We start from the raw sequence: 23,015 nt of genomic DNA on the forward strand, positions 1-23,015 counted from the left end.
TGGTGCCCCGGAAAACGGACACCCCCACTTTTCGGGTTACGGTCGATTCATCCTTGTCGACAAGGGTGAATCGCCGTCACGGCGACCACGTGCGCGGCCGGGCCGGTTACCCCAACAACTGGCCCGGCCGCCCGGGACTCATTCCTCCGCGGGATCCCAACGCACTTCCCGCAGGTTCACCCGGCCGTTCGTCACCCGCACACCGTCGGACCGCAGATTGTGCAACTGCTCGTCGCCGACCTCGTCGGCCGGTACGCCGGACGCCCGGATCACGCGCCACCACGGCACCCCACCGCCGTACTCACGCATGATCGCTCCGACCTGCCGCGGCCCACCCTGACCGACGTACTCGGCGATGTCTCCGTACGTCGCGACACTGCCCGGCGGGATCGACTCCACCGCCCGCAGCACCGCCTCGACGTACTCGTCCCTGTCCACAGACCCCAACTTAAGCCAGCGGAGCCAAGGCCTTGGCGAGCGGCTCCAGCACCGACGGCGGCGCGTCGAGCGGCAGGTTCATCACGACGAGGTCGACCCCGGCCTCGCCATACGCCGCTGCCGCCGCGACGGCCTCGTCGAGCGGCCGGTCGGCGTCGATGCGAACGTTGACCGAGCAGGTGATCTCGTTGACGTCCCGGCCGACATCTGAGCAGTGCTGCACGAGGATGTCCTTGAGCGGCTTCCACTCCTCCGGGCTCGCGACGATGACGTTCCAGTGCTGGGCCCATCGCGCCACTGCCCGCAGTGTGCGCTTCGGGCCCTTGCCACCGATAGCGATCGGCGGGTGCGGGGTCTGCACGGCCTTCGGCTCGCAGTACGCGTCGGTGAGCTTGATGTACTGGCCGTCGAAGTTCGCGGACTTCTCGGTGAGCAGTGCGATGATCGCCTGCACACCCTCGTCGAACCGGTCGAAGCGCTCCTTCAACGGGTAGAGCGGGATGCCGTAGGCGGCGGTCTCCATCTCGTTCCAGCCGGCGCCCAGGCCGAGCTCGAGCCGGCCGCCCGCGATGATGTCGGTGGTCGCCGCCATGTTCGCGGTGACCGCCGGGTGCCGGTAGATCATTCCGTTCACCTGGCAGCCGACCCGGATCCGCGACGTCGCCTGGGCGAGTGCGGCCAGCGTCGTCCAGGCCTCCAGGTTCGGCCCGGCCATGTCGCCGCTGAGCGGGTAGAAGTGGTCCCAGTGCCATGCGGACTCGAAGATCTCCAACTGGTCCGCGGCGACCCAGACGTCACGCATCTGCTGCCACGTGGTGTGTTCCGGCCTGGTCTTGACGGCGAATCGCATTCCGGCCTCCAGTCAAACAAGCAAACGCTTCCCGAGCGACCCTACAACGGCACGCCGATGAGCGAAGGCGGCATCGGTGCGCTCTGGCGACACTGAGTACAGGAACGGCAACGAAGAGGGGTCGGGGTGCTGGGGGAACTGCCACGGGAGCTCGCGGAGGACAACTTCTGGGTGAAGTTGCCGCCGCCGCTGCTCAGCATGATCGTGTTCGGGCTTGCCTTCTGTTTCGCGGGGCTGCTCGGGGTCGCCGGGTCGGACGGGACCGCGGTGAGCGACGCGTTCGTGAAGGGTGTGCCGTGGACTGTCTGGCGGGCTGTGGCCGGAGCAGCGCTGGTTGTTTTCGCGCTGCTCACCGCACAGGCCGTCCGGATCCTGCAGCATCCCGACCGGTGGGGCTTCTATCCGCCCCCTGCTCGACGGCGCCGGTATCTGCTGTGTGCTGCGATCAGTGCGGTGGCCGTGGCGGGCTACCGGATCCTCTTCCCCGGAGTCGTGCCGGACCTGCCGGTGCAGAGCCTGCAGCTGCGGACCGGCGCCGTACTCCTCTGTGGGATGCTCGCGGCGATTCCGTGGCTGACAATCGTCTGGCTCGCGCATGCCGAGTGCCGTGAGCTGTGGCAGCGCGATGACGATCCACTGGACGAGCCGCAGGCGCACATCCGCCGACTGGAGCGGCTGTGGCAACTGCTGATCGTCTGCGTCGGCGCCTTCATGCTCGGCGTGGCCGCAGCCGTCGCCTCCGCCGGCGCAATCCGCGGCGCGTTCGTCTCCGCACACCCGGATCGCGCCGACGAGTTCCCACCGTCGAACGTGCTCCTGTACGGCGGCATGTTCGCCCTCGGTCTCGCGGTGATCGGCATCCCGATGGCGGTCGCCTGGCGGAACCGCGCGCAGCAACTCGTCGAGCACATGTGTCCGCTACCGGCGAGTGGACGGCCGAGCGAGGAGTGGCTGCAGGAGCGGCACCGGATCGAGCATCTGCTCCATCTGGACATCTCGATCCTGCGCAACCCGCTGACCATCCTGAGCGTTATCGCACCACTCATCGTCAGCGCACTGGCAGCGTTCTTGCCGCAGGTGGCGGGTTAGACCTCGCGGTACGGGTGCGGTACGGGCAGAGAGAGGTCGGCGACGACTCGTACGGTCGCGACACATTCAGCGGCGGGCGCGAGCCTGCTCGGGAGCTCTCTCTCGGAGGACCAATGAAGGCAGGTGCGCTGGGGGCCACTCGCGTGTACTACGTCTGGGAACACATCGACTTCGCCCTAGTCGAGGCCGAGGCGGGCCCGGACCTCGGGGCGGCGTAGCGGTGGCACGGTCTGGGGTGGGACGCGGCGCTCCGGCATCTCGGCCAGGAGCTCCTCGGTGATGCGGGCGACCTCGGTCGCCGCGCGCTCGATCGGCCCGCGCGTGGTCGCACTCAGCGATCCAACGCCGGTCACCTTGCGTACGTATTGCAGCGCGGCCGCGTAGATCTCCTCGGAGGTCGCGGCGGGCTCCAGTCCCCGGAGCACAGTGATGTTTCGGCACATGCTCCGACAGTACGTCCCGCCAGGGACAATCGGGCAGAAAACCTACGGGGTATTGACTTCCCTAATGGTCTTCGGGTTTCCTCAGGGCATGAGCAACACTGGACTGGATCGCAGGACCCGGCGCCGGCAGGAAACGATCGAGGAGATCCTGACGGCCGCCATCGAGCTGATGGAGGCCGAGGGAGTCGCCTCCCTCAGTCTGTCCGCGGTGGCCCGGCAGCTCGGCCTGCAACCGCCGTCGATCTACCAGTATTTCCCGTCCAAGATGGCGATCTACGACGCACTCTTCCAGCGCGGGGCCGAGTTCTTCCGCGAGTCGAGGCTGGCCGCGAACGCGGCGGCCGGCACCGACGACATCCGCGAGCTCGACCTGATCGCGATCACGGCGTTCAGCCGCTGGTGCCTGGAGAATCCGGTCTACTCACAGTTGCTCTTCTGGCGCACCATCCCCGGCTTCGAGCCGAGCCCGGAGGCGTACGCCCCGGCGCAAGCAGCACTGGACGACCTCCGGCAGCACCTGCAGGCCGGGGTCGACCAGGGACATCTACGGCCCGAGGCCGCGACCGAGGAGGGCCTGGCCCTCTACACCTCGATCACGGCTGGTCTGGTCTCGCAGCAGCTGGCCAACGAGCCGGATGCCTCCTTCGAGGACGGCCGCTTCGTCCGGCTGCTGCCCACCGTGCTCGACATGTTCTACCAGTACTACGCACCACCCAGGGGGACGAAGACATGACCGCTGTACTCGCAACAGACATCGGCCGCACAGATCGCAGCCGGTGTGCACAACACCGCGACGCCGAGCTCAGGGCGTGGCACGACCTGCTGAAGTCGATCGACGGGAGCGAGTGGCAACGCCGTACCGTCTGCGACGCGTGGGATGTCGCCGACATCGCCGGCCACATGATCGGCCAGGCCGAGGACGTCATCAAGCCACTGTCGTTCCCGCGCCGCATGCGGAAGGCGAAGAAGATCTACCCGACCAAGCCGAAGTTCGACAGGCACATGATGCTGCAGGCCGACGAACACCGCGGAACGCCTCCGGACGAACTACGCGCGACGTTCGACCAGGTCTGGGCCAAGGCGACCCGGAAGATCCTGAAGAACCCGGCACTCGTCCGCCGGCTCAGCTTCTCGGTGGAGGAGCTACCCGGGTTCTCACTGAACCTCGGCTATATCCAGGACATCCTGCTCGTCCGGGACCTGTGGATGCACCGCAATGACATCTGCCAGGCGCTCGGCCGTCCTTTCGACGCCGGCCCGTACGGCGAGGAACTGATCGCGCAGGTGATGCGCGATGTGATCGACGGACCGTTCTGGGGCGATCGCCCGGCGGTCGACGTGGAGCTCACCGGCCAGGGAGGTGGGACCTACCGGCTGGGGAGGGGCGAGCCGGTCGGTCGCGCCGCCGTCGACGCCGTCAGCTACATGCGGACGCTGTCAGGCCGCGACGACAACCCAGTCGTCACTGGTGATCCGGCCGCAACCGCAGCGGTCGCCAGTTGCCGGATGCCGTTCTGAGCGGTGGGGGCCGGAGTCACTCCGGCCCCCACACCACAATCAGTACGCCGGTTGGCTCGGATCGATCTGGTCGACCCAGGCGACGACGCCGCCACCGACGTGGACCGCGTCGGCGAAGCCCGCGCCCTTGACGATGGCCAGCACCTCGGCCGAGCGGACACCGGACTTGCAGTGGAAGACCAGCTGCTTGTCCTGCGGCAGCTTCTCGAGGGCGACACCGGTCTGGAAGTCGGCCTTCGGGATCAGCACCGAGCCCGGGATCCGGTTGATCTCGTACTCGTTCGGCTCCCGGACGTCGATCAGCTCGAAGTCCTTCTCGCCGTTGTCCTTGAGCTTGATCCACTCGCTGAGCTGCTTGACCGAGATGGTCGAACCGACGGCCGCGTCGGCCGCCTCCTCGGTGATCGCGCCGCAGAAGTTCTCGTAGTCGATCAGCTCGGTGACCGTCGGGTTCTCGCCGCAGATCGCGCAGTTCGGGTCCTTGCGGACCTTCAGGGCGCGCCAGTTCAGGTCGAGGGCCTCGTAGATGTTCAGCCGGCCCAGCGACGGGTCGCCGATCCCCGTCAGCAGCTTGATCGCCTCGGTGACCTGGGCCGCACCGACGGACGCGCAGAGCACGCCCAGCACGCCACCCTCGGCGCAGGACGGAACCATGCCCGGGGGCGGCGGCTCCGGGTAGAGGCAGCGGTAGCACGGGCCGTGCTCGGCCCAGAACACGCTGACCTGGCCGTCGAAGCGGAAGATCGAGCCCCAGACGTACGGCTTGCCGAGCAGCACCGCGGCGTCGTTCACCAGGTAGCGCGTGGCGAAGTTGTCGGTACCGTCGACGATCAGGTCGTACTGCTCGAAGATCTCGAACACGTTGTCGTTGTCGAGGCGCACCTCGTGCAGGACGACGTTCGTGTTCGGGTTCGTCTCGAGGATCGAGTCGCGCGCCGACTGGGCCTTGGACTTCCCGACGTCGGACTGGCCGTGGATGATCTGGCGCTGCAGGTTCGACTCGTCGACGGTGTCGAACTCGACGATGCCGAGCGTGCCGACCCCGGCCGCGGCCAGGTAGAGCAGCGCCGGGCTGCCCAGGCCGCCGGCCCCGATGACCAGGACCTTGGCGTTCTTCAGCCGCTTCTGGCCGGCCATCCCGACCTCGGGAATGATCAGGTGCCGCGAGTACCGGCGGACCTCGTCGATGGTCAGCTCGGCGGCCGGTTCGACCAGCGGTGGCAGTGACACGTGTCGGCTCCTCGGTTGGGTTCGAGTCAGGCTGTCCGGGGTTCAACCATCGGCCTGCTCTCCATGTTCCCGCACAATTCCGGCCACCCCAGCCAGGGTCCGCATCGCGGGACCGATGTCTCAGCCCTCAGACAGCACCGGGCCGGGCGCCCCCAGGACGCCCGGCACGGTGAGAGCACCTGTCAGTCGTTGTCGGTGATCGTCGCGGTGAGAGTCACCGGGAGCTTGATCTCACCGCCGTCGGCCTCGCTGATGACCGCCGAGAAGGTCTCGGCCGGCTCCTTGACCTTGTCGTCGACGAGCTTCACGGTCGCCTGACCGACGGTCTGCCCGGGCTCGATGCCACCGTCGATGGTCCGGGTACCGGGATCCCACTCGTCGTACTCGCTCACGTAGTCCTGCTTGAGCACCGCGGTGCCGTCCTTCAGGACCCCGTGCACGGTGACGTACCGGTCGCTCGGCGCCGACAACTTGAGCGGGAAGCGCGCGTCACCGCTCTGCTCCGCCGCGGTCAGGTTCCCGGCCGTCAGGGTCGGCGTCGGGTCGTCGTCGATGACCTCGCCGTGCCCGAACGACTTGTCGAGCAGGGCGTCCTGCGGCACCGACAGCACCAGATTGAACTTCAGGTCGTAGCTGTCGCGGGTGTTCGACTTCACCGGCAGGCTGATCTTCTGCTTGACCTGCCCCGGCTTGAAGACCACCGTGCGCACCACGTCACCCACCGTGGCACCGAGGTCACCGGAGGTCTCGGCGTACACCTTGACCGGCCGGGTGCTCATGCGGTTGAGCCGCACGGAGAAGTCGACGGTCTGGGTGCCCTTGTCGCCTTCCTTGACCTTGACGTCCGAGGCGGACACCTTCGGCAGCTTCACCGCGGGCGCCGAGACACCGACGCCGGCCGAGGAGAAGGCCAGGTCACTCAGGTACACCGTGCCCTTGGCGACCTTGTCGGTCCGCAGCTCGACCGCACGCACGTCCTTCAGGTCGATGCCCTTCAGCGAGGACAGCGGGATCCGGACCGTCCGCAGCAGGTTCTTCGGCAGACCGTTCTCCTTCAGGCCGGGGAGGCGCGTGAGAGCGTCACTGACCTTCGACACCGGCACCGAGACCGCACGGCCCTTGCCGTCGACCACTCGGACACTCAGATCGGTCTTCGGAGTACCAGCCGGATCCGGAGCCGCCCGGAACGACAAAGCGGCGAACTTCCGTACGTCGCGCTGTACAGCCGGCAGGGTCAACCGCAGTACGCCGGTCTTGTCGCGCCATGACAGTCGCGTCGCCACCATGGTCGGCGTACGGGCTGCAAACCAGGCAGCGTCCCAGTGCGGTGAGTCACCGGAGCCATCGGTCGACACACACGGCGGAGTCGCCGCCCGCGTCTGCTGCAGCCTCACACCGGAGCACGTGGCCGCCGAAGCCTTGCCGGTCAGCGCACCCTTCGGCAGCGCCTGGTCGAAGCGATTCACGTCCCGACGGGTCGCCAGCGGCGCCTGCGAGACCACTCGCACCACGGCCCGGCCGGCCGACGCCGCACGGGCATCAGAGCCGTCGAACAGCGGCAGGAACTGCTTCTCGTGGCCCAGGTGCAGCCGGAAGAAGCCGGACAGGTACGCCGTACCGACCGCCTGCTGCTCCTTCGCCTTCAGGCGCCCGGCGTACTTGGCGCCGCACGGGGAGGCCTTCTCGTCACCACCCCAGTCGTCACCGGACGGCGCCTCGGACTGGCCGGGGGTCCACTCGGTGTTGAAGAAGTTGTGGTTCGCCCCGAGCACCGTGACCGTCGACCGCGTGGCCGCGTCACCGGCGACCGAGTAGCGGGTGTCGTCGTAGAACTTCTGACCCTGCAGGTCGGAGACGTCACCGTCACAGGTCGGCAGGATGACGCTCATCGCGACACCCGGCACGGTCGAGCGGGCGAAGTCCACCGGCGCCAGCGGGAGCACCGCACGGATGCCGAACTCGCCACCACGATCGGAGTTCACGACGGCCGCCCGGGCGACACCCTCACCGCCGCGCGAGTGGCCCATCAGACCGATGTTCTGCAGGTCGACCTTGCCGACGTACTTGGTACCGAACGGCGCACCGCCGGTGGTCGACCACTTCTTCCACAGCTTCAGGTGATCGAGGATCAGCTCGGCCCGCGCCTGCGCACCGGCGTCGTACGCATCGCCGTCGTACGCGTTGACCGCGTTCGAGCTGATCGACACCACCTGGTAGCCGTTACTGGCCAGCGCCTGCGCGGCGCCGTCGTACCCGCGGTAGCTCGGCACCGGCTTGGCGCCGTTCGAGCACGGCCACGGCTTGGCCGGCTCCGTCTCGTCACCGCCGTAGCAGTACGAGTGCCGGCCGTGCAGGAACAGCACGAACGGCCGCTTGCCGGTCGCGCCGACCGGCGTGTAGACCTTGCCGACGACCTCGGACTTCTGCCCCAGTCCGGGGAGGAAGACCGCCTCGTCACCGAGGTTGTACTCCGACGTCTCGACCTTGAACTTGCCCGGTTTGGCCGGGTCGTCCTTGAGCAGCGCCCCCAGTCGCGGCTTCAGCCAGTAGGCGTCGTTCGGCCCGGCGGCAGCTTTACCGCGGGCCTGCGCCTTCTTGCCGTCGTTGCCGACGTCACCGGACCACACCAGCTGGACGTCCTTGGCCTTCAGGACGCCCGGGTCGGTGGTGACGAGGGTGAGCGTGCGCTGATCGGGTGACTGCTTGGCCACCCCGATCGGCTCCCCGTCCACGGCCAGCAGCGGCAGTGCCGAACGCATCGGCGCCGGCGCTCCCAGCCGGAGGGTGAGCTGGTAGCCGTCGGCCACCGGGCGCACGTCCCAATTGTTGCCTTGAGCAATGGTTGGTGCCGGCGGCGGCGCGGCGGACGCGGACGGCGCCGTGATCAACCCCACCCCTAATAGTGCGACCATCCCCAGCGACAGGTGCCTCAATCTGCCGATCTCTCGCACAGTTGTCCTCTCGATTCGACGAAACAGACCACAAAGAACGACTTCGTGGGCGAGAGGAAAGTTGACCTGACCAGCCGCTCGATCTCGTCTCAGTCCTGCGACAGCTTCGACTCAGTCGTCGTCGAGGATCAGCGCGTGCCCGAAGTTCCTGGTGAGCAGTGCCTCGCGCGGCGCCGACAGTGCCAGGTCGAACCTGACGTCGTCGTTGTCGCGGGTGTTCGCCTGCACCGGCACCCGCACGGTCTGCCGGACCTGTCCAGGTTTGAAGACGACCATCTGCGCCACGTCACGCACCGGCATCACGTCCGCGAACGGAAGGCTGGTCTCGGCGTACACGATGACCGGCCGGATGGACGGCCTGGACAGCCGCACCACGAAGTTCGCGTACGTCGTCCCCCGGTCGCCTTCCTTCACTGTGACGTCCGCCACCGCGACCTTCGGCGCTGTGACTGCGGTGACCCCGAGGCCAGGTGACGAGAAGGACAGGTCACTCAGGTACGCCGAACCTTTTGCGACCCGATCGGTCCGCAGCTCGATCGTCCGGACGTCCCGAAGGTTGACGCCCTTGAGCGATGCCAGTGGGATCCGCACGGTGCGCAGCAGGTTCTTCGGCAGTCCCACGGACTCGTTCCCCGGCAACCGCGTGAGGGCGTCACTGATTGCGGAGACCGGTACGGCGGCTGCCCGGCCCCGGCCGTCGACGACACGGACGGTCAGGTCGGTCCTCGGCGTACTGGTGGGGTCTGGTGCGGCCCGGAACGACAGTGCGGCGTATTTGCGCACGTCACGTTGCACAGTCGGCAGGTTGAGCCGCAGTACGCCACTCTTGTCGGTCCAGGACAGCCGGGTGACCGCCAGCGTCGGAGCGTGCTGTGCGTAGTAGGCAGCATCCCAGTGCGGCGCGTTCCCGGGTGAGTTGGTGAGCAGACATGGCGGCGTGGCGGTCCGCGCGGGGTTGGGTGCTTCGCCGATGCAGACCACCGCGGTGGCCTTGCCGGTTACCGCACCCTTCGGCTGTGCCTTGTCGAAGGCGGTCACGTCCCGCCGCGATGCCAACGGCGCCTGCGCGACCACCCGCACCACGGCCTTGCCAGCGGACGCCGCACGGGCATCAGACCCATCGAACAGCGGCAGGAACTGCTTCTCCCTCCCCAGCTGCAGCCGGAAGAACCCAGCCACGTACGCCGTACCGACCGCCTGCTGCTCCTTCGCCTTCAACCGCCCGGCGTACTTGGCGTCACACGGCGCCCTGTTGCCCTCGCCACCCCAGTCGTCCATGGATGGCGCTACTGACTGCCCAGGTGTCCATTCGGTGTTGAAGAAGTTGTGGTTCGCCCCCAGCACGGTCACCGTGGAGCGGGCGGCCCCATCACCCGTGATGGAGCTCCTGGTGTCGTCGTAGTACTTCTGCCCCTGCAGATCGGACACGTCGCCGTCGCAGTACGGGAGCAGGACGCTCATGGCGACGCCGGGCACGGCAGAGCGGGCGAAGTCGACCGGTGCGAGCGGCAGTACGGCGCGGACGCCGTACTGGCCACCGCGGTCGGCGTTCACCACGGCTGCGCGTACGACGCCTTCGCCACCTCGCGAGTGACCCATCAGACCGACGTTCTGCAGGTCGACCCTGCCGACGTACTTGGTACCGAACGGACCGCCACCGACGGTCGACCACTTCCTCCACAGGGCCAGGTGATCGAGTACCAGCTCGGCCCGGGCCTGCGCACCACTGTCGTACACGTCGTTGTCGTAGGCGTTGATCGCGTTAGAGCTGATCGAGACGACCTGGTAGCCGTTGCTCGCGAGTGCCTTCGCGGGGCCGTCGTAGCCGCGGTAGCTGGGGACCGACTTGGCGCCCTTCGGACAGGGCCAGGGCTTGTCACTGGGGGCCGGATCGTCGCCGTAGCAGGCTTCGTGGCGGCCGTGCAGGAAGACCACCAGCGGACGCTGACCGGCAGCTCCGACCGGGGCGTAGACCTTGCCGGCCACCTCGGACTTCTGACCGAGCCCCGGCAGCAGGACCGCTTCGTCACCCAGGTTGTACTCCGCCGTCTCGACCTTGTACTTGCCGAGCGTCCCCGGGTCGTCCTTGAGCAGCGGACCCTTCCGCGCGTTCAGCCAGTACGCGTCCGTCGGTCCGTCGGCCAGCGAGCGGACACCCTTATTCACGTCCCCCGGCCACATCAGCTGGACGTCACGCGCGTCAGCAGCGGCCTTGTCGGTAGTGATCAGAGTCAGCGTCCGACGGTCCGCCGACTGCTGGGCCACACCGAGAGGTTTCCCGTTCACGGCCAGCAGCGGCCGTGACGCACGCATCGCCATTGGTTCGTCCAGTCGCAGTGTGACCCGGTAGCCCGTCGGCACCTGCTGCACGTCCCAGCTGTTCGCAGCAGGCGGTGCAGCGGACGCCACGACCGGCCCGACTGCCAGTACTGCGGCCATGCCCAGGGTGATTGTGCCCAGAACGCGCACGGTCTTCCTCTCGTCGACGGACCAGCTCTCCATGAGATAGCCCGTGCGAGTGGAAGGTGGACGGATCTAGCGCATTCGGTCCGATCTCAACCCTGCTGCAGTTTCAGCACACTCAACGAACCAGGTCGCGGAACGCGGCCGCCACCTGCTCCGGGTGCTCCATCTGAGCGACGTGACCGGACTTCGGCAGGTACAGCAACCGCGCGTCCGGGAAGGTCCGCTGCGCCTTGGTACGGATGCGCGCGTCGACCAGCCGGTCGCGGCCGCCGTACACAAGCAGGACCGGGCACTTGACGCTGGCCGCGTCCGCCCAGAGCGACCTGCGTGGTGGCGCCAGTGACGAGCGCAGGATGCTCTTGGCTGCGTCGGTGGTCGCCTGCATGTTCCACGGGTCGGTGTCACGCCGGTGCAGCTCGGCCTCGTAGATGGCGCGCACCTCGGGCGGCAGGGCCCGCGGATCGCCGAAAACCATCGCCAGCGACGCCTGGAACCGCCGATCGAACGGCAACCGCTGTGCGCGTTCCAGAACCACCGGTCCGAGCCTTGGCGTCGCCAATGCGGCAAACCACAGCGCACTGGCCGACACCCGCGGGTGAGGTAGTGCCGGAGACACGAGCGTGAGTGACGCCACCAGATCGGGCCGCTGAGCCGCCAGAGCCACCGCTGCGGCCCCGCCCATCGAGTTACCGAAGACATGCGCGGGCTGGTCGAACTCGCTCTCCAACAGCTTCACCAGTACGTCGGCCTGTTCGGAGATCCCGGTCGGACCGGACAACGGCGTCCGCCCGAAGCCGGGCAGGTCGGGGGCGATCCCCCGCACGGTGTCGTTGAGCAGCAGTCCGAGCGCGGTCCAGTTCAACGACGAGCCGCCCAGGCCGTGCACGTAGAGCGCGGGCGGTAGCTCCGCCGCCGCGCCCGGCACGTCTCTGACCAGCAGGTCCACGCCTGCGACCGGCACCTGGCGAGCCGGCCATTCTTGTGTCGCCAACGGCACATCGGTGCCGGTTACCGCCCCGTAACTCTCCACGAGTCCCATGGTAGGACGCTTGTACCTGCCCTGGGTGGAGACTGGGACTTATGGCAGCAGCGTCGCAGCAGGTGACGACCGAGGTCGACGGGCAGACTTTGAAGCTCACGAACCTCGGCAAGGTCCTGTATCCGCAGACCGGGTTCACCAAGGCCGAGGTGATCGACTACTACCACCAGGTCGCCGAGTTGCTGCTGCCACACCTGTCCGACCGGCCACTCACCCGGAAGCGGTGGCCGGACGGCACCGACGCGTCGTACTTCTTCGAGAAGAACGCACCGCGCGGTACGCCGGCCTGGGTGCGGACCGAGACGCTGCCGACCCCCGGTAGCTCGACCGGCCGGGACGAGGCGGACTTCGTGGTGGCGGACGACGTCCAGACCGTGGTGTGGCTCGCGAATCTCGCAGCGCTCGAGCTGCACGTGCCGCAGTGGCGGATCGGTCTTTCGGAGCACGGTAGTGACCCGCAGGCCGACCTGATCGTCTTCGACCTCGACCCGGGTCCGGGCGCGACCATAGTGGAGTGCTGCGACGTCGCACTCGCCTTGCGCGAGCTGCTCGGTCACTACGGGCTGGAGGGCTGGCCGAAGACGTCCGGCAACAAGGGCATGCACCTGTACGTGCCGATCGAGCCAGCGTCGTCCAAGCGGACCAGTGCGTTCGCCAAACAGCTCGCTGAGCAGCTGGCCGAGGCCCTGCCCGAGGACGTCACGGCGAACATGACCAAGGCACTCCGGCCGAACAAGGTCTTCATCGACTGGAGCCAGAACGCCAGTGCGAAGACCACGCTGGCGCCGTACTCGCTGCGTGGTTCCGACGAGCCCCGGGTCTCCACACCGATCGACTGGGACGAGGTGGCCGCGACGACCACTCCGGAGGAGCTCAAGTTCCTCCCGCACGAGGTACTGGCCCGGATCGAGGAGTACGGCGACGTCCTGGCCGAGCTGTACGACGACCCGCGGCCCTTGCCGTCCTGAGCAGGCCCATCCGGTGGGGAAGCTACTGACCGGGAGGACCGGTGGGTAGGATTCGGCCTACGACCCGGCGGCGTTTCCTGCCACCGGTGCCGCACCACCGAAGGAGCCGACGTGTCGACGACACCGGAGACCGCACCGAAACGCGGCAGCCGCCTGCCCCGGCTGGCCCGCCGCGCGCAACTGCTCGAGGCGGCTCAGGAGGTCTTCGTCGCGAACGGGTACCACGCCGCCGCGATGGACGACATCGCCGACCGCGCGGGTGTGTCCAAGCCGGTCCTGTACCAGCACTTCCCCGGCAAGCTGGAGCTCTACCTGGCGCTGCTGGACACCTCCTGCGAAGCCATCGTCGCCTCGGTGCACGAAGCGCTGAAGTCGACCGACGACAACAAGCAGCGGGTCGCGGCCACTGTGCACGCGTTCTACGACTACGTCGCGAACGCACAGGGCGCCTTCCGGCTGGTCTTCGAGTCCGACCTGACCAACGAGCCGGCGGTCCGGGAGCGCGTCGACCGCGTCACCATCGCGTGCGCGGAGGCGGTCTCCGAGGTGATCAGCGCGGACGCCGGCCTGAACCGGGAGCAGTCGATGGTGCTGGCCGTCAGCCTGGTCGGTCAGGCGCAGGTGAGCGCGCGCTACTGGCTGGCCTCGTCCGACCAGGGCTCGCTGCCGCAGGAGCAGGCCGCCGACCTGGTCGCCTCGCTCGCGTGGCGCGGTATCCGCGGCTTCCCGCGCACCGACGGCTGACAACGACGGGCTGACGCGGCCCCACGCCGTACCGGTGCTCGTTCTGCTTTGGGCGGACGGGTGAGAGACCGGGGCCGGCAGCGGATAGGCTCGAACCGTCACCGGCGAGAGCCGCCGGTCGGAGCGTGCCCGGAGGGTTTCGTGGAGGTCAAGATCGGCGTGCAACACGTCAATCGTGAGTTGGTGCTCGAGAGTGAGCAGAGCCCGGACGAGGTACAGGAGCAGGTGTCGAACGCACTCAGCGGGAAGAGCAACCTGCTGGAGCTGACCGACGACAAGGGCCGCCGGATCCTGGTCCCGGCCGACCGGCTGGCGTACGTCGAGATCGGTGAGGTCTCGATCCGGAAGGTCGGCTTCGGCGCGATCTGATCCCGTTCTGGACACGGACGCGCGTGTCCGGGTTCCGGAATCCGGTTCGGTGGGCACCATGTGCGGTGAGACCTGCGTCGTAGTGGTCTGGTAGCTACGGGGCGCCGCCCAGGCGCAGGTCCGTCACCTTCACAAGGAGGAACCGTGGGTTACTGGATCTGGATGATCATCGTCAGCCTGCTCGCCGGCATCATCTTCGGGCCGCTCGCGCGGCTCGTGCTTCCCGGCAAACAGAACATCAGTCTCGGCTGGACCATCCTCGGCGGCGGTATCGGCGCCTTCATCGGTGGTCTGATCGCCTACTTCCTCGACATCAAGGACACCGACGGCCCGGACTGGATCCAGTACCTGATCCAGATCATCTGCGCCGCGGTGGTCATCGCGATCATCGCCGCCCGCAAACCGCGGGCAACCTGACCGCAGAACGCCTCACCCGACGGCCGCCACCCCACCTGGGGCAGGCGGCCGTTGTGATGCCAGCTGCTCGTAGAGGGCCAGCAGCTTCTCGGCGTGCTCACGCGGCGCCGGCCGGTACCGCGGCGCCCACGAGCGCTGGGTGTCCGGCGCACGGAGCACCTGAGCGACGACTGCAGCCAGCGGCGCCGCCTCGGCCGGGGCGAACGTCCGGGTCCGCTCGTGACCGCGGAACAGCCACGGGTCGACAACCACCAGCGGGCAGCCGGCCGCCTCGGCCTCGTGCGCAACGAGCGACTGGGTCTCCGAGATCGAAGCGATCACCACTGCGTCCGCCGCGAGGTAGTACCCCGCCAGCTCGGCCCGCGGCAGTACGCCGGGCATCCGCACCCGAGGGCCGATCCCCAGCCGGTCGATCAGCTCGTTGACCCGGCGCCGGTCGCTGTAGCCGCCGACCATGACCAGGCAGGCATCCGGCCGGATCCGCAGCAGCTCGGCGAACGACTGCAGCAGCAACTCGTCGTTCTTCTCGCCGCTCAACCGGCCGACCGACAGCACGATCGGATCCTGCGCCCCGAGGCCGAGCTGCTGCCGGATCTCGGAGGCGGACAGGGTGGGAGCAGGCATCGGGAGCGTCGGGCTGGGCAGCACCACCGTCGGCGCCTCACAGCCCAGGTCGTCCAGCTGCTGCTGCACCTTGGCCGTCGGTGCGACGACCAGGTCGACGGCGCGCAGCAGGTTCTGCACCTCGGTGCACTCGCGCTGATAGCCGCGCGGCGCTCCGAGGCCGACCCGCCAGGCCTTGCCCGCGAGCCACATCGCCAGCCGGATCTCCCGGTAGTGCTGGCGGTAGACCTCGAGATCCGTGTGCCAGGTCAGGACGACCGGGAGCTGCCGGCGCCACGCGGCGTACAGGCCGGACACCCCGATCGGGCCGAGCGTGTGCACGTGGACGACGTCGTACTCGGGCTTGTTCCGGGTCGGGGGGAGCATGCCCAGGCGGTAGTCGCGGCCCCAGGTCTCGGTGCCCGGTACCGACCGGATCGGCAGTCTGCTCTGGTGACTCTTGGCGCCGTACGGCGCGACCACCTCGAGCTGGACCCCCAGCTCACACAGCGCTCGTCCGGCGGCCTCCAGCGAGACGGCCACACCATCGGCCCGCGGAACCAGGGTGTCGGAGTAGATGCCCAGGCGGACCGGGCGGAAGGACAGTGTCATGCAGGCAGGCTCTCCGGCGTCGACCCCCGTCAACAACAAACGAGAAACATGCAATCAGGCTTGCAGGCCAAGCGCAGTCATCCGCGCCGTATGAGCTTCCGTCAGTCGGGTGAACATCCGGCCAATGGCAGCCAAATCGAGCCCGGGCCGGTCCACACTGCCGGCCAGCAGGGCCGTCAGCGAGTCCCGGTCGGCGGCGATCCGCTGCGCCTGGCTGAGCGCCTCGCCGACCAGCCGGCGGCCCCACAGGGCCAGCCGGCCGCCGAGCTTCGGGTCGTCCTCGATCGCGGCCCGGACCCGGTCCACGATGAACTCGGCCTGCCCGGAGTCGGCGAACACCTCGAGCACCAGGCCCCGGGTCTCCGCGTCCACGAACGACGCGATCTCGCGGTAGAAGTCGTTGGCCAGGCCGTCCCCGACGTACGCCTTGACCAGACCCTCCAGCCAGTCCGACGGCGCGGTGTGGTCGTGGAAGGCGTCCAGCGGCGTCACGAAGGGCTGCATCGCCTCCATCGGGTCCACCCCGAGCGCGACCAGCCGGTCCCGGAGTTGCTGGAAGTGCCCGAACTCGGTGGTCGCCAGGGCAGCGAGCTCCGCCTTGTCGTTCAGGGTCGGTGCCAGCTTGGCGTCCTCGGCCATCCGCTCGAAGGCGGTCAGCTCGCCGTACGCGAGGACTCCCAGCAGGTCCACCGCCGCGGCCCGGTAGGCGGGGTCGTCGAAGGCCGTCTGTTCCATGCCCGGCACCTTATCTGTGTTCGAGGGCTGCCAGAACGGGTGCCGGGCGGGTGATGCGTGTCCCATGCGTGTCGTGGCACGAACCACACGGAACGGCATTGACGCAAGTTGCGGTTACACTGGTGAGCGATTCGCCGGTGACGCGCCCACATGGGCACGCTGGTGCGAGGTGCTTGCACAGTGTCCCCGCGCCTCTTCTGACGAGGCATACACGCCTCTGGCGCCCGGCCACTGTCCGTACAAGCATGTGAGAGGCGATCAGCCTGACCACCTTCCGAGAGCTCGGCGTGCTGCCCGAGATCTGCGACGCGCTCGACCGCGTCAACATCGTGGAGCCCTTCCCGATCCAGGAAATGACGCTCCCCGTAGCCCTGCTGGGCACCGACCTGATCGGCCAGGCCCGGACCGGGACCGGTAAGACGCTCGGCTTCGGTATTCCGTTGCTGCAGCGCACGATCTCCCCCGGCGAGCCCGACTACAACGAGCTCGCCGCCCCGGGGAAGCCGCAGGCCCTGGTCGTCACCCCGACCCGCGAGCTGACGATCCAGGTCGCCAAGGACCTCGTCACCGCGTCCACCGTCCGCTCCGTGCGGATCCTGACCATCTACGGCGGGGTCGCCTACGAGCCCCAGCTGGACGCGCTGAAGACCGGCGTCGACGTCGTCGTCGGCACGCCCGGCCGGCTGCTCGACCTGGCCAACCGCGGTGTGCTGGACCTCAGCCACATCAAGGTTCTGGTGCTGGACGAGGCCGACGAGATGCTCGACCTCGGCTTCCTGCCGGACGTGGAACGCATTCTGCGCAAGACTCCTGAGCTCCGGCAGACAATGTTGTTCTCGGCAACGATGCCGTCGGCCGTGATCGGCCTGGCCCGCACGCATATGCGGCACCCGCTGAACATCCGGGCCGAGTCCCACGAGGACACCCAGATGGTCCCGACGACGGCACAGTTCGTCTACCGGGCACACGATCTGGACAAGCCCGAGGTGGTGGCCCGGATCCTGCAGGCCGACGACCGCGGCCGGGTGATGATCTTCTGCCGGACCAAGCGCGAGGCCGGCCGGCTGACCGACGACCTGATCGACCGCGGCTTCAAGGCCGCCGCGATCCACGGCGACCTGAACCAGCAGGCCCGCGAGCGGGCGCTGACCCGGTTCCGCGGTGACAAGATCGACGTCCTGATCTGCACCGACGTCGCGGCCCGGGGTATCGATGTCGAGGGCGTCACGCACGTCATCAACAACACCTGCCCCGAGGACGAGAAGGCCTATATCCACCGGATCGGCCGGACCGGCCGCGCCGGGGCCAGCGGGATCGCGGTGACGTTCGTCGACTGGGCGGACCTGGTCCGCTGGAAGACGATCAACAAGGCTCTCGACCTGCCGTACGACGAGCCGCAGGAGATCTACTCCACGTCGCCCGAGCTGTACCACGACATGGGCATCCCGAGCGAGGCGAAGGGCCGGATCAAGCCGGCCGCCGACCGCGAGGAGCGCGAGCCCCGCGCGGAACGCCCGGGACGGGACAAGCACCGCCGTACCGAGGACAGCTCCGAGTCCGGCCATGGACACGGGCACGGCCGGGACCGGAAGAAGAACCGGACCCGCAAGCGCACCCGCCAGGGGCAGCCGCTCGAGGCGAACGCCGACGTCACCACCAAGACCCACGTCCCGCCGGCCCGCGAGGCCGACGAGACCACCCCGGTCGAGACCGCTGCTGTCGCGCACAGTGCGGTCGAGAACGCCGGGGGCGAGGCGCCGCGTGAACGCAAGCGGAAGCGGAACCGCAACCGCAAGCGCCGCGGGGACCGTCCGGTCGAGGGCGCGGTAGCCACCGACGCCGGTACGACGCCCGCTCCGGAGCAGGCTGCTGCTCCGGTCGAGACGAGTGCTCCGGCGGTTGTCGCGGCGGAGAAGCCCGCAGCGGATGGTGCTGCTGAGCGTCCGTCACGGCGGCAGCGTTCGCGCCGGTCGTCCGGTGGAGCACCGGCGCCGGTCGCCGAGGTCGCAGCTGCGGCCCCGGCCCAGAAGGCACCGCTCTTCGAGGCCCCGGCCCCGACCCAGAAGGCACCTGCCGAGAAGGCGCCGGCCAAGGCTGTCGAGGCCCCGGCCAAGAAGGCTCCGGCTCAGAAGGCTCCGGCCAAGGTGACCGAGGCCCCGGCCAAGAAGGTCGCCGCTGCACCGGCACCGGTCGAGAAGGCGCCCGCGAAGAAGGCTCCGGCCAAGGTCGCGGCTGCTCCGGCACCGGTTGAGAAGGCTGCACCGGCCAAGAAGGCTGCTGCCAAGAAGACCACCGCGCCGGCACCGGCCAAGAAGGTGGCGGCCAAGAAGACCGCCGCTGCACCGGCGCCGGCCAAGAAGGCGCCCGCGAAGAAGACCGCGGTGGCCGCAGCGCCCGCCAAGAAGGCGGCACCGGCAAAGAAGGCTGCCCCGGTCAAGAAGGCGACTCCGGTCAAGGCTGCTGCCAAGAAGGCTGCTCCGGTCAAGAAGGCTGCACCTGCCAAGGCGGTTGCGACCAAGACCGCGGCACCGGCGAAGAAGGCCGTTGCCAAGAAGGCCGCGCCCGTGAAGAAGGCTGCACCGGCCAAGAAGGCGACTCCGGCCAAGGCGGTTGCCAAGAAGGCCGCACCGGTCAAGAAGGCTGCACCGGCTAAGAAGGTGGCTGCGAGCAAGACTGCGGCACCGGCTAAGAAGGCACCTGCCAAGAAGGTCGCGCCCGCGAAGAAGGCGGTCACGGCCAAGAAGGCAGCACCGACCAAGGCTGTTGCGAAGAAGGCCCCGGCCAAGGCTGTCGCGAAGAAGGCGCCCGCCAAGGCGGTTGCCAAGAAGGCGGCTCCGGCCAAGAAGGCGGCTGCCACCAAGACCGCCGTACCGGCTAAGAAGGCACCTGCCAAGAAGGTCGCGCCCGCGAAGAAGGCGGTCACGGCCAAGAAGGCAGCACCGACCAAGGCCGTCGCGAAGAAGGCGCCGGCCAAGGCTGTTGCGAAGAAGGCGCCCGCCAAGAAGGTTGCGAAGAAGGCGCCGGCCTCGCGCCGGTGAAGTGACCAAGCTGTAATTTCGCGCTGCAACACCCAGCCCCTCGTGGAGCGTCCCCAGGACGTAAACCACATGAGAGGGGCTGGGTGATGAGGCGCAAGGGTGGGACGGCTGTGCTGGCCGCGGTAGGTCTAATACTGCTGGCAGGTTGTGGAGCGTCCGGCGGTGACAACGCGACCGGGGCCAGCGACAGCAGAGGCGGTACGGCGCAGCAGCCGGAGAGTGCCGCCGCGAGTGACAGCGGCGGCAAGGCGGCTGGTGGCCAGGCCCAGCCGAAGGCTCCGGTCGCGGATCAGCCGACCGTGACGCGGGCGATCATCAAGACCGGTTCGCTCACCGTCGAGGCCGATGACGTCAACAAGCGTCGGCAGGAGGCAATCACGGTGATCACCGGCCTCAAGGGCCAGGTCGCCTCGGAGAACACCGGCGACGACGCGAACGGCAACATCTCCAGGGCGAATCTCGTGCTGAAGGTGCCCAGTACGTCGTACGACGCCGCCATCGACGGTCTGTCCAAGCTCGGCAAGCGGCTGCAGATCCACCAGGAGTCCAGCGACGTCACCGAACAGGTCGTCGACGTGGACAGCAGGATCCGTACCCAGCGCGCCAGCCTGGACCGGATGCGCGCCCTGCTCGCCAAGGCGAACACGATCGGCGAGATCGTCTCGGTCGAGTCCGAACTGACCCGTCGCGAGGCCGACCTGGAGTCCCTGCTCGCCAAGCAGAAGAACCTCGCCCTCCAGACCGAGCTGGCCACCCTCAACCTGACCCTGACCAGCAAACACACCCCGCCACCCGACACCGACCCGGACAACGGCTTCGTCGCCGGCCTCAAAGGCGGCTGGGACGCCTTCACCGCCACCTTCTCCGCCCTGGCCACCGCACTAGGCGCAGTACTCCCCTTCGCCATCCTGCTGGCCCTCCTCGCCGTACCAGCCCTGTGGCTCCGCCGCCGCCTCCGCCGCCCAGCCCCCACCACCCCCCAACCAGAATCCGCCGCCCCCTAACACCTCCCCACACACGAACGGATATCCGTCCGTCGTGCCCCTTCTCCCGTCTTCACAAGACCTCAGAAGGGGCAACACGAGCGGATATCCGGCCGTCTGCCCCGTCGCGACTCGTGCCCGGCGGAGGGTGGCCGCGGTTAGAGGAGGGTGGTGGCCAGGGTGCGGTAGGCCTTGGCGCCGGGGGAGGTTGGGGCGGTGGTGAGGATGGTTTCGCCTACGGCGGGGGCCTCGGCGAACCGGATGGACTTCGGGATCGCCGGGGCGAGGACGTCGAGCGAGTAGGTCTCGGCGATCGTTTCGAGGACGGCGCGGGCGTGGGTCGTGCGGCCGTCGTACAGGGTCGGCAGTACGCCGAGGACGCGCAGGCCGGGGTTGGTCAGCTGCTGGACGTCGTGCACGGTGTCGAGTAGTTGCCCGACGCCACGATGGGCCAAGGTCTCGCATTGCAAGGGGATCAGTACGTCGGTTGCCGCGGACAACCCGTTCACCGTCAGCAGGCCGAGGGTGGGCGGGCAGTCGACGATGATCCAGTCGTACGACGGGCGCACGGAGCGCAAGGCCGTCCGGAGCACCTGCTCCGGGCTGGCCTCGCGGGCCAGCTGCACCTCCGCGGTGGCCAGCTCGATCGTCGCGGGCAGCAGATCCGGGCCCTCGTCGAACTCGATCAGCACGTCCCGCGCCTGCACCCCACCGAGCAGCACGTGGTGCAGCGACTTGTCGAGGTCCTCGGGGTCGATGCCGATCGAGAAGGTCAGGCAGGCCTGCGGATCGAGATCGACCACCAGTACACGCTGCCCGAGTTCGGACAGGGCAGCACCGAGTGTGGCGACGGTGGTCGTCTTGGCCACGCCGCCTTTCTGGTTGGCAACCGCGAGAGTGCGAGGAGGCACCCGGCCATTGTGCCGCACTGCGGAACGCCCGGTGACATCCGTCCGTGTCCCGGCCATCACCCCCCGCTCTTGACCTCAAGGGCACTTTAACTCCCAGCATGGCGGGCATGAGCGAATCGACGATCTCTCCCGTGAGTGCGCGGGCCGGCCGGCGCGAGTGGCTCGGCCTCGCCGTCCTGGCGCTGCCGACCATGCTGCTCGGGCTGGACGCCACAGTGCTCCACCTGGCCGCGCCCGTACTCAGCACGGACCTCTCCCCCAGCTCTTCGCAGCTGCTGTGGATCGTCGACGTCTACGGCTTCGTGGTCGCCGGTCTGCTCGTCACGATGGGCACGGTCGGTGACAGGATCGGCCGACGTCGACTGCTGATGATCGGTGCGGCCGGGTTCCTGGCCGCCTCGGTTCTGGCCGCGTTCGCGACCAGTCCGGAGCTGCTGATCGCGGCCCGGGCCCTGCTCGGGCTGGCCGGGGCGACGCTGATGCCGTCGACACTTTCCTTGCTGAGCAACATGTTCCAGGACGCGGACCAGCGGCGGCTGGCGATCGCGATCTGGATGACGAACTTCATGGTCGGCGGTATGGCCGGCCCGCTGATCGGTGGGGTGCTGCTCGACCACTTCTGGTGGGGTTCGGTGTTCCTGATCGGCGTCCCGCCGCTGGTGCTGCTACTGATCGCCGCACCGCTACTGCTGCCGGAGTTCCGCAACCCCAAGGCCGGCCGGATCGATCTGCTGAGCGTTGCGCTCTCCACAGGCGCGATCGTGGCGGTCGTCTATGCCATCAAGGAGACGGCGAAGGGTGAGGCGCACCTGACCACGCTGGGCATCGCTCTGGTCGGAGTAGCGCTCGGCTGGGTGTTCGGACGCCGTCAGCTCCGTCTGATTGAGCCTCTGGTCGATCTGCGCCTGTTCCGGCGGGCTGCGTTCAGTGCGTCCCTCGGTGCGCAGATGTTCGGCCTCTATGTGCTGGCCGCACTGCAGTTCCTGACAGTGCAGTACTTCCAGCTGGTGCTGGGGATGTCACCGCTCGAGGCCGGACTCTGGATGCTGCCGATGATGGTGACCGGCATCGTGGGCACACTGGCCGCGCCCTGGGTCGTCCGCCACCTCCGCGCCGGTACGGCGATGACAGTCGGCTTCATCGTCGCCGTACCCGGACTGGCCCTGATGGCCACCGCTGGACGGCTACCGGTGGTGATCGGCCTGGCGGTGGTCAGTCTGGGGATCCAGGTCGTGCTTGCACTCACGTACGACGTAGTCGTGAGCAGCGCACCGCGGGAACGCGCAGGGGTCGCGTCGGGCATGGGTGAGACCGGGACCGAGCTCGGAATGGCACTGGGGATCGCCATCGGCGGCAGCCTGGTCACAGCGGCGTACCGGGCTGCGGTGACTGTGCCGGCCGGCGCGGCAGAGTCTGCTAGGGACACTCTGGGCGGTGCGATCGCCGCGGCGGAGAGTCTGCCCGGCCCGGTCGCGCAGGAGCTGCTGGCCAGCGCCCGCGACGCCTACACCGGTGGCGTGCAGCTGGCCGTGCTGATGAGTGCCGCGATCATCGTCGTACTCGCCGTGGCGACAGCCAAGCTGGTCCGGACCGACTGAGCAGCTACTCTCT

General features: G+C 68.5%; 20 protein-coding genes. 10 read left to right on the forward strand and 10 right to left on the reverse strand.

All coding sequences use genetic code 11. The annotated features are described in order from the left end of the window. Positions 1-138: 138 nt before the first annotated feature. Positions 139-438, reverse strand: a complete 300-nt coding sequence (locus ACFCV3_RS27295) for an MGMT family protein (RefSeq protein ID WP_376034486.1) — start codon at positions 436-438, stop codon at positions 139-141. Positions 439-448: 10 nt separating this feature from the next. Continuing rightward, positions 449-1,288: a TIGR03560 family F420-dependent LLM class oxidoreductase gene (locus tag ACFCV3_RS27300; protein ID WP_376034488.1), complete on the reverse strand. Its 840-nt coding sequence runs from the start codon at positions 1,286-1,288 to the stop codon at positions 449-451. A gap of 126 nt (positions 1,289-1,414) precedes the next feature. On the opposite strand from ACFCV3_RS27300, the gene ACFCV3_RS27305 reads away from it, so the two are divergent. Beyond that, the gene (locus ACFCV3_RS27305; protein ID WP_376034490.1) at positions 1,415-2,377 is read left to right on the forward strand and encodes a hypothetical protein; all 963 of its coding nucleotides are present in this window, start codon (positions 1,415-1,417) and stop codon (positions 2,375-2,377) included. Between the two features lie 176 nt (positions 2,378-2,553). On the opposite strand, the gene ACFCV3_RS27310 is transcribed toward ACFCV3_RS27305, so the two are convergent. Then, entirely contained in the window at positions 2,554-2,820 is a 267-nt protein-coding gene (locus ACFCV3_RS27310) for a DUF2277 domain-containing protein (protein ID WP_376034492.1), read from the reverse strand. Positions 2,821-2,908: 88 nt separating this feature from the next. Here ACFCV3_RS27310 and ACFCV3_RS27315 point away from each other — a divergent pair, with 88 nt between their 5' ends. Both ACFCV3_RS27315 and ACFCV3_RS27320 read left to right on the forward strand, forming a co-directional pair. Continuing rightward, on the forward strand, positions 2,909-3,553 hold the full coding sequence (locus tag ACFCV3_RS27315; RefSeq protein WP_376034494.1) for a TetR/AcrR family transcriptional regulator: 645 nt from the start codon (positions 2,909-2,911) through the stop codon (positions 3,551-3,553). Next, the gene (locus ACFCV3_RS27320) at positions 3,550-4,338 is read left to right on the forward strand and encodes a maleylpyruvate isomerase family mycothiol-dependent enzyme (protein ID WP_376034496.1); all 789 of its coding nucleotides are present in this window, start codon (positions 3,550-3,552) and stop codon (positions 4,336-4,338) included. Before ACFCV3_RS27315 ends, ACFCV3_RS27320 begins: the two co-directional genes overlap by 4 nt. A 39-nt stretch (positions 4,339-4,377) precedes the next feature. On the opposite strand, the gene moeZ is transcribed toward ACFCV3_RS27320, so the two are convergent. The 4 genes from moeZ to ACFCV3_RS27340 form a co-directional block, all read right to left on the reverse strand. After that, positions 4,378-5,568 (reverse strand): adenylyltransferase/sulfurtransferase MoeZ, encoded by a 1,191-nt coding sequence (gene moeZ / locus ACFCV3_RS27325; protein ID WP_376034497.1) that lies wholly within the window; start codon positions 5,566-5,568, stop codon positions 4,378-4,380. A 182-nt stretch (positions 5,569-5,750) separates the two neighbouring features. Beyond that, positions 5,751-8,384, reverse strand: coding sequence for a Calx-beta domain-containing protein (locus ACFCV3_RS27330; protein WP_376034499.1), 2,634 nt, complete (start codon positions 8,382-8,384; stop codon positions 5,751-5,753). 246 nt (positions 8,385-8,630) lie between these two features. Further along, complete coding sequence (locus tag ACFCV3_RS27335) at positions 8,631-10,958, reverse strand: hypothetical protein (RefSeq protein WP_376034501.1); 2,328 nt, start codon at positions 10,956-10,958, stop codon at positions 8,631-8,633. Positions 10,959-11,100: 142 nt separating this feature from the next. Next, on the reverse strand, positions 11,101-12,015 hold the full coding sequence (locus ACFCV3_RS27340; RefSeq protein WP_376034503.1) for an alpha/beta fold hydrolase: 915 nt from the start codon (positions 12,013-12,015) through the stop codon (positions 11,101-11,103). Positions 12,016-12,065: 50 nt separating this feature from the next. Between ACFCV3_RS27340 and ligD the strand changes: the two genes are divergently transcribed. From ligD to ACFCV3_RS27360, 4 genes are all read left to right on the forward strand, one after another. Continuing rightward, a complete protein-coding gene (gene ligD / locus ACFCV3_RS27345) occupies positions 12,066-12,992 on the forward strand; it encodes a non-homologous end-joining DNA ligase (RefSeq protein WP_376034505.1) in 927 nt (308 codons plus the stop codon). 111 nt (positions 12,993-13,103) lie between these two features. Next, entirely contained in the window at positions 13,104-13,736 is a 633-nt protein-coding gene (locus ACFCV3_RS27350; RefSeq protein WP_376034507.1) for a TetR/AcrR family transcriptional regulator, read from the forward strand. Between the two features lie 141 nt (positions 13,737-13,877). Next, complete coding sequence (locus tag ACFCV3_RS27355) at positions 13,878-14,105, forward strand: DUF3107 domain-containing protein (protein WP_132410086.1); 228 nt, start codon at positions 13,878-13,880, stop codon at positions 14,103-14,105. A 144-nt stretch (positions 14,106-14,249) separates the two neighbouring features. After that, positions 14,250-14,522, forward strand: a complete 273-nt coding sequence (locus tag ACFCV3_RS27360) for a GlsB/YeaQ/YmgE family stress response membrane protein (protein ID WP_376034509.1) — start codon at positions 14,250-14,252, stop codon at positions 14,520-14,522. 12 nt (positions 14,523-14,534) lie between these two features. Here ACFCV3_RS27360 and ACFCV3_RS27365 read toward each other — a convergent pair whose 3' ends face one another. Both ACFCV3_RS27365 and ACFCV3_RS27370 read right to left on the reverse strand, forming a co-directional pair. Beyond that, complete coding sequence (locus ACFCV3_RS27365) at positions 14,535-15,737, reverse strand: glycosyltransferase (RefSeq protein WP_376034511.1); 1,203 nt, start codon at positions 15,735-15,737, stop codon at positions 14,535-14,537. A 54-nt stretch (positions 15,738-15,791) separates the two neighbouring features. Then, positions 15,792-16,472, reverse strand: a complete 681-nt coding sequence (locus ACFCV3_RS27370; protein WP_376034513.1) for a ferritin-like fold-containing protein — start codon at positions 16,470-16,472, stop codon at positions 15,792-15,794. A gap of 287 nt (positions 16,473-16,759) precedes the next feature. Here ACFCV3_RS27370 and ACFCV3_RS27375 point away from each other — a divergent pair, with 287 nt between their 5' ends. After that, a complete protein-coding gene (locus tag ACFCV3_RS27375) occupies positions 16,760-19,510 on the forward strand; it encodes a DEAD/DEAH box helicase (RefSeq protein ID WP_376034515.1) in 2,751 nt (916 codons plus the stop codon). A gap of 86 nt (positions 19,511-19,596) precedes the next feature. Beyond that, positions 19,597-20,514 (forward strand): DUF4349 domain-containing protein, encoded by a 918-nt coding sequence (locus tag ACFCV3_RS27380; protein WP_376034517.1) that lies wholly within the window; start codon positions 19,597-19,599, stop codon positions 20,512-20,514. A 137-nt stretch (positions 20,515-20,651) separates the two neighbouring features. Here the strand turns inward: ACFCV3_RS27380 and ACFCV3_RS27385 are convergent, their stop codons facing one another. Beyond that, positions 20,652-21,404 carry a ParA family protein gene (locus ACFCV3_RS27385; RefSeq protein WP_376034519.1) on the reverse strand — a complete coding sequence of 251 codons (753 nt, stop codon included), beginning with the start codon at positions 21,402-21,404 and terminating at the stop codon, positions 20,652-20,654. Between the two features lie 107 nt (positions 21,405-21,511). Here ACFCV3_RS27385 and ACFCV3_RS27390 point away from each other — a divergent pair, with 107 nt between their 5' ends. Beyond that, positions 21,512-23,002 (forward strand): MFS transporter, encoded by a 1,491-nt coding sequence (locus ACFCV3_RS27390; RefSeq protein WP_376034521.1) that lies wholly within the window; start codon positions 21,512-21,514, stop codon positions 23,000-23,002. Positions 23,003-23,015: the final 13 nt, after the last annotated feature.

It is taken from the genome of Kribbella sp. NPDC056345 (genome assembly GCF_042262745.1).
Classification (GTDB): domain Bacteria; phylum Actinomycetota; class Actinomycetes; order Propionibacteriales; family Kribbellaceae; genus Kribbella.

What these genes read in the sequence shown, in the direction of transcription:
- ACFCV3_RS27300 (WP_376034488.1), bottom strand. Translation starts at nt 1,288, where the DNA reads ATGCGATTCGCCGTCAAGACCAGGCCGGAACACACCACGTGGCAGCAG.
- ACFCV3_RS27310 (WP_376034492.1), bottom strand. Translation starts at nt 2,820, where the DNA reads ATGTGCCGAAACATCACTGTGCTCCGGGGACTGGAGCCCGCCGCGACC.
- ACFCV3_RS27315 (WP_376034494.1), top strand. Translation starts at nt 2,909, where the DNA reads ATGAGCAACACTGGACTGGATCGCAGGACCCGGCGCCGGCAGGAAACG.
- ACFCV3_RS27320 (WP_376034496.1), top strand. Translation starts at nt 3,550, where the DNA reads ATGACCGCTGTACTCGCAACAGACATCGGCCGCACAGATCGCAGCCGG.
- ACFCV3_RS27335 (WP_376034501.1), bottom strand. Translation starts at nt 10,958, where the DNA reads ATGGCCGCAGTACTGGCAGTCGGGCCGGTCGTGGCGTCCGCTGCACCG.
- ligD (WP_376034505.1), top strand. Translation starts at nt 12,066, where the DNA reads ATGGCAGCAGCGTCGCAGCAGGTGACGACCGAGGTCGACGGGCAGACT.
- ACFCV3_RS27365 (WP_376034511.1), bottom strand. Translation starts at nt 15,737, where the DNA reads ATGACACTGTCCTTCCGCCCGGTCCGCCTGGGCATCTACTCCGACACC.
- ACFCV3_RS27370 (WP_376034513.1), bottom strand. Translation starts at nt 16,472, where the DNA reads ATGGAACAGACGGCCTTCGACGACCCCGCCTACCGGGCCGCGGCGGTG.
- ACFCV3_RS27380 (WP_376034517.1), top strand. Translation starts at nt 19,597, where the DNA reads ATGAGGCGCAAGGGTGGGACGGCTGTGCTGGCCGCGGTAGGTCTAATA.
- ACFCV3_RS27390 (WP_376034521.1), top strand. Translation starts at nt 21,512, where the DNA reads ATGAGCGAATCGACGATCTCTCCCGTGAGTGCGCGGGCCGGCCGGCGC.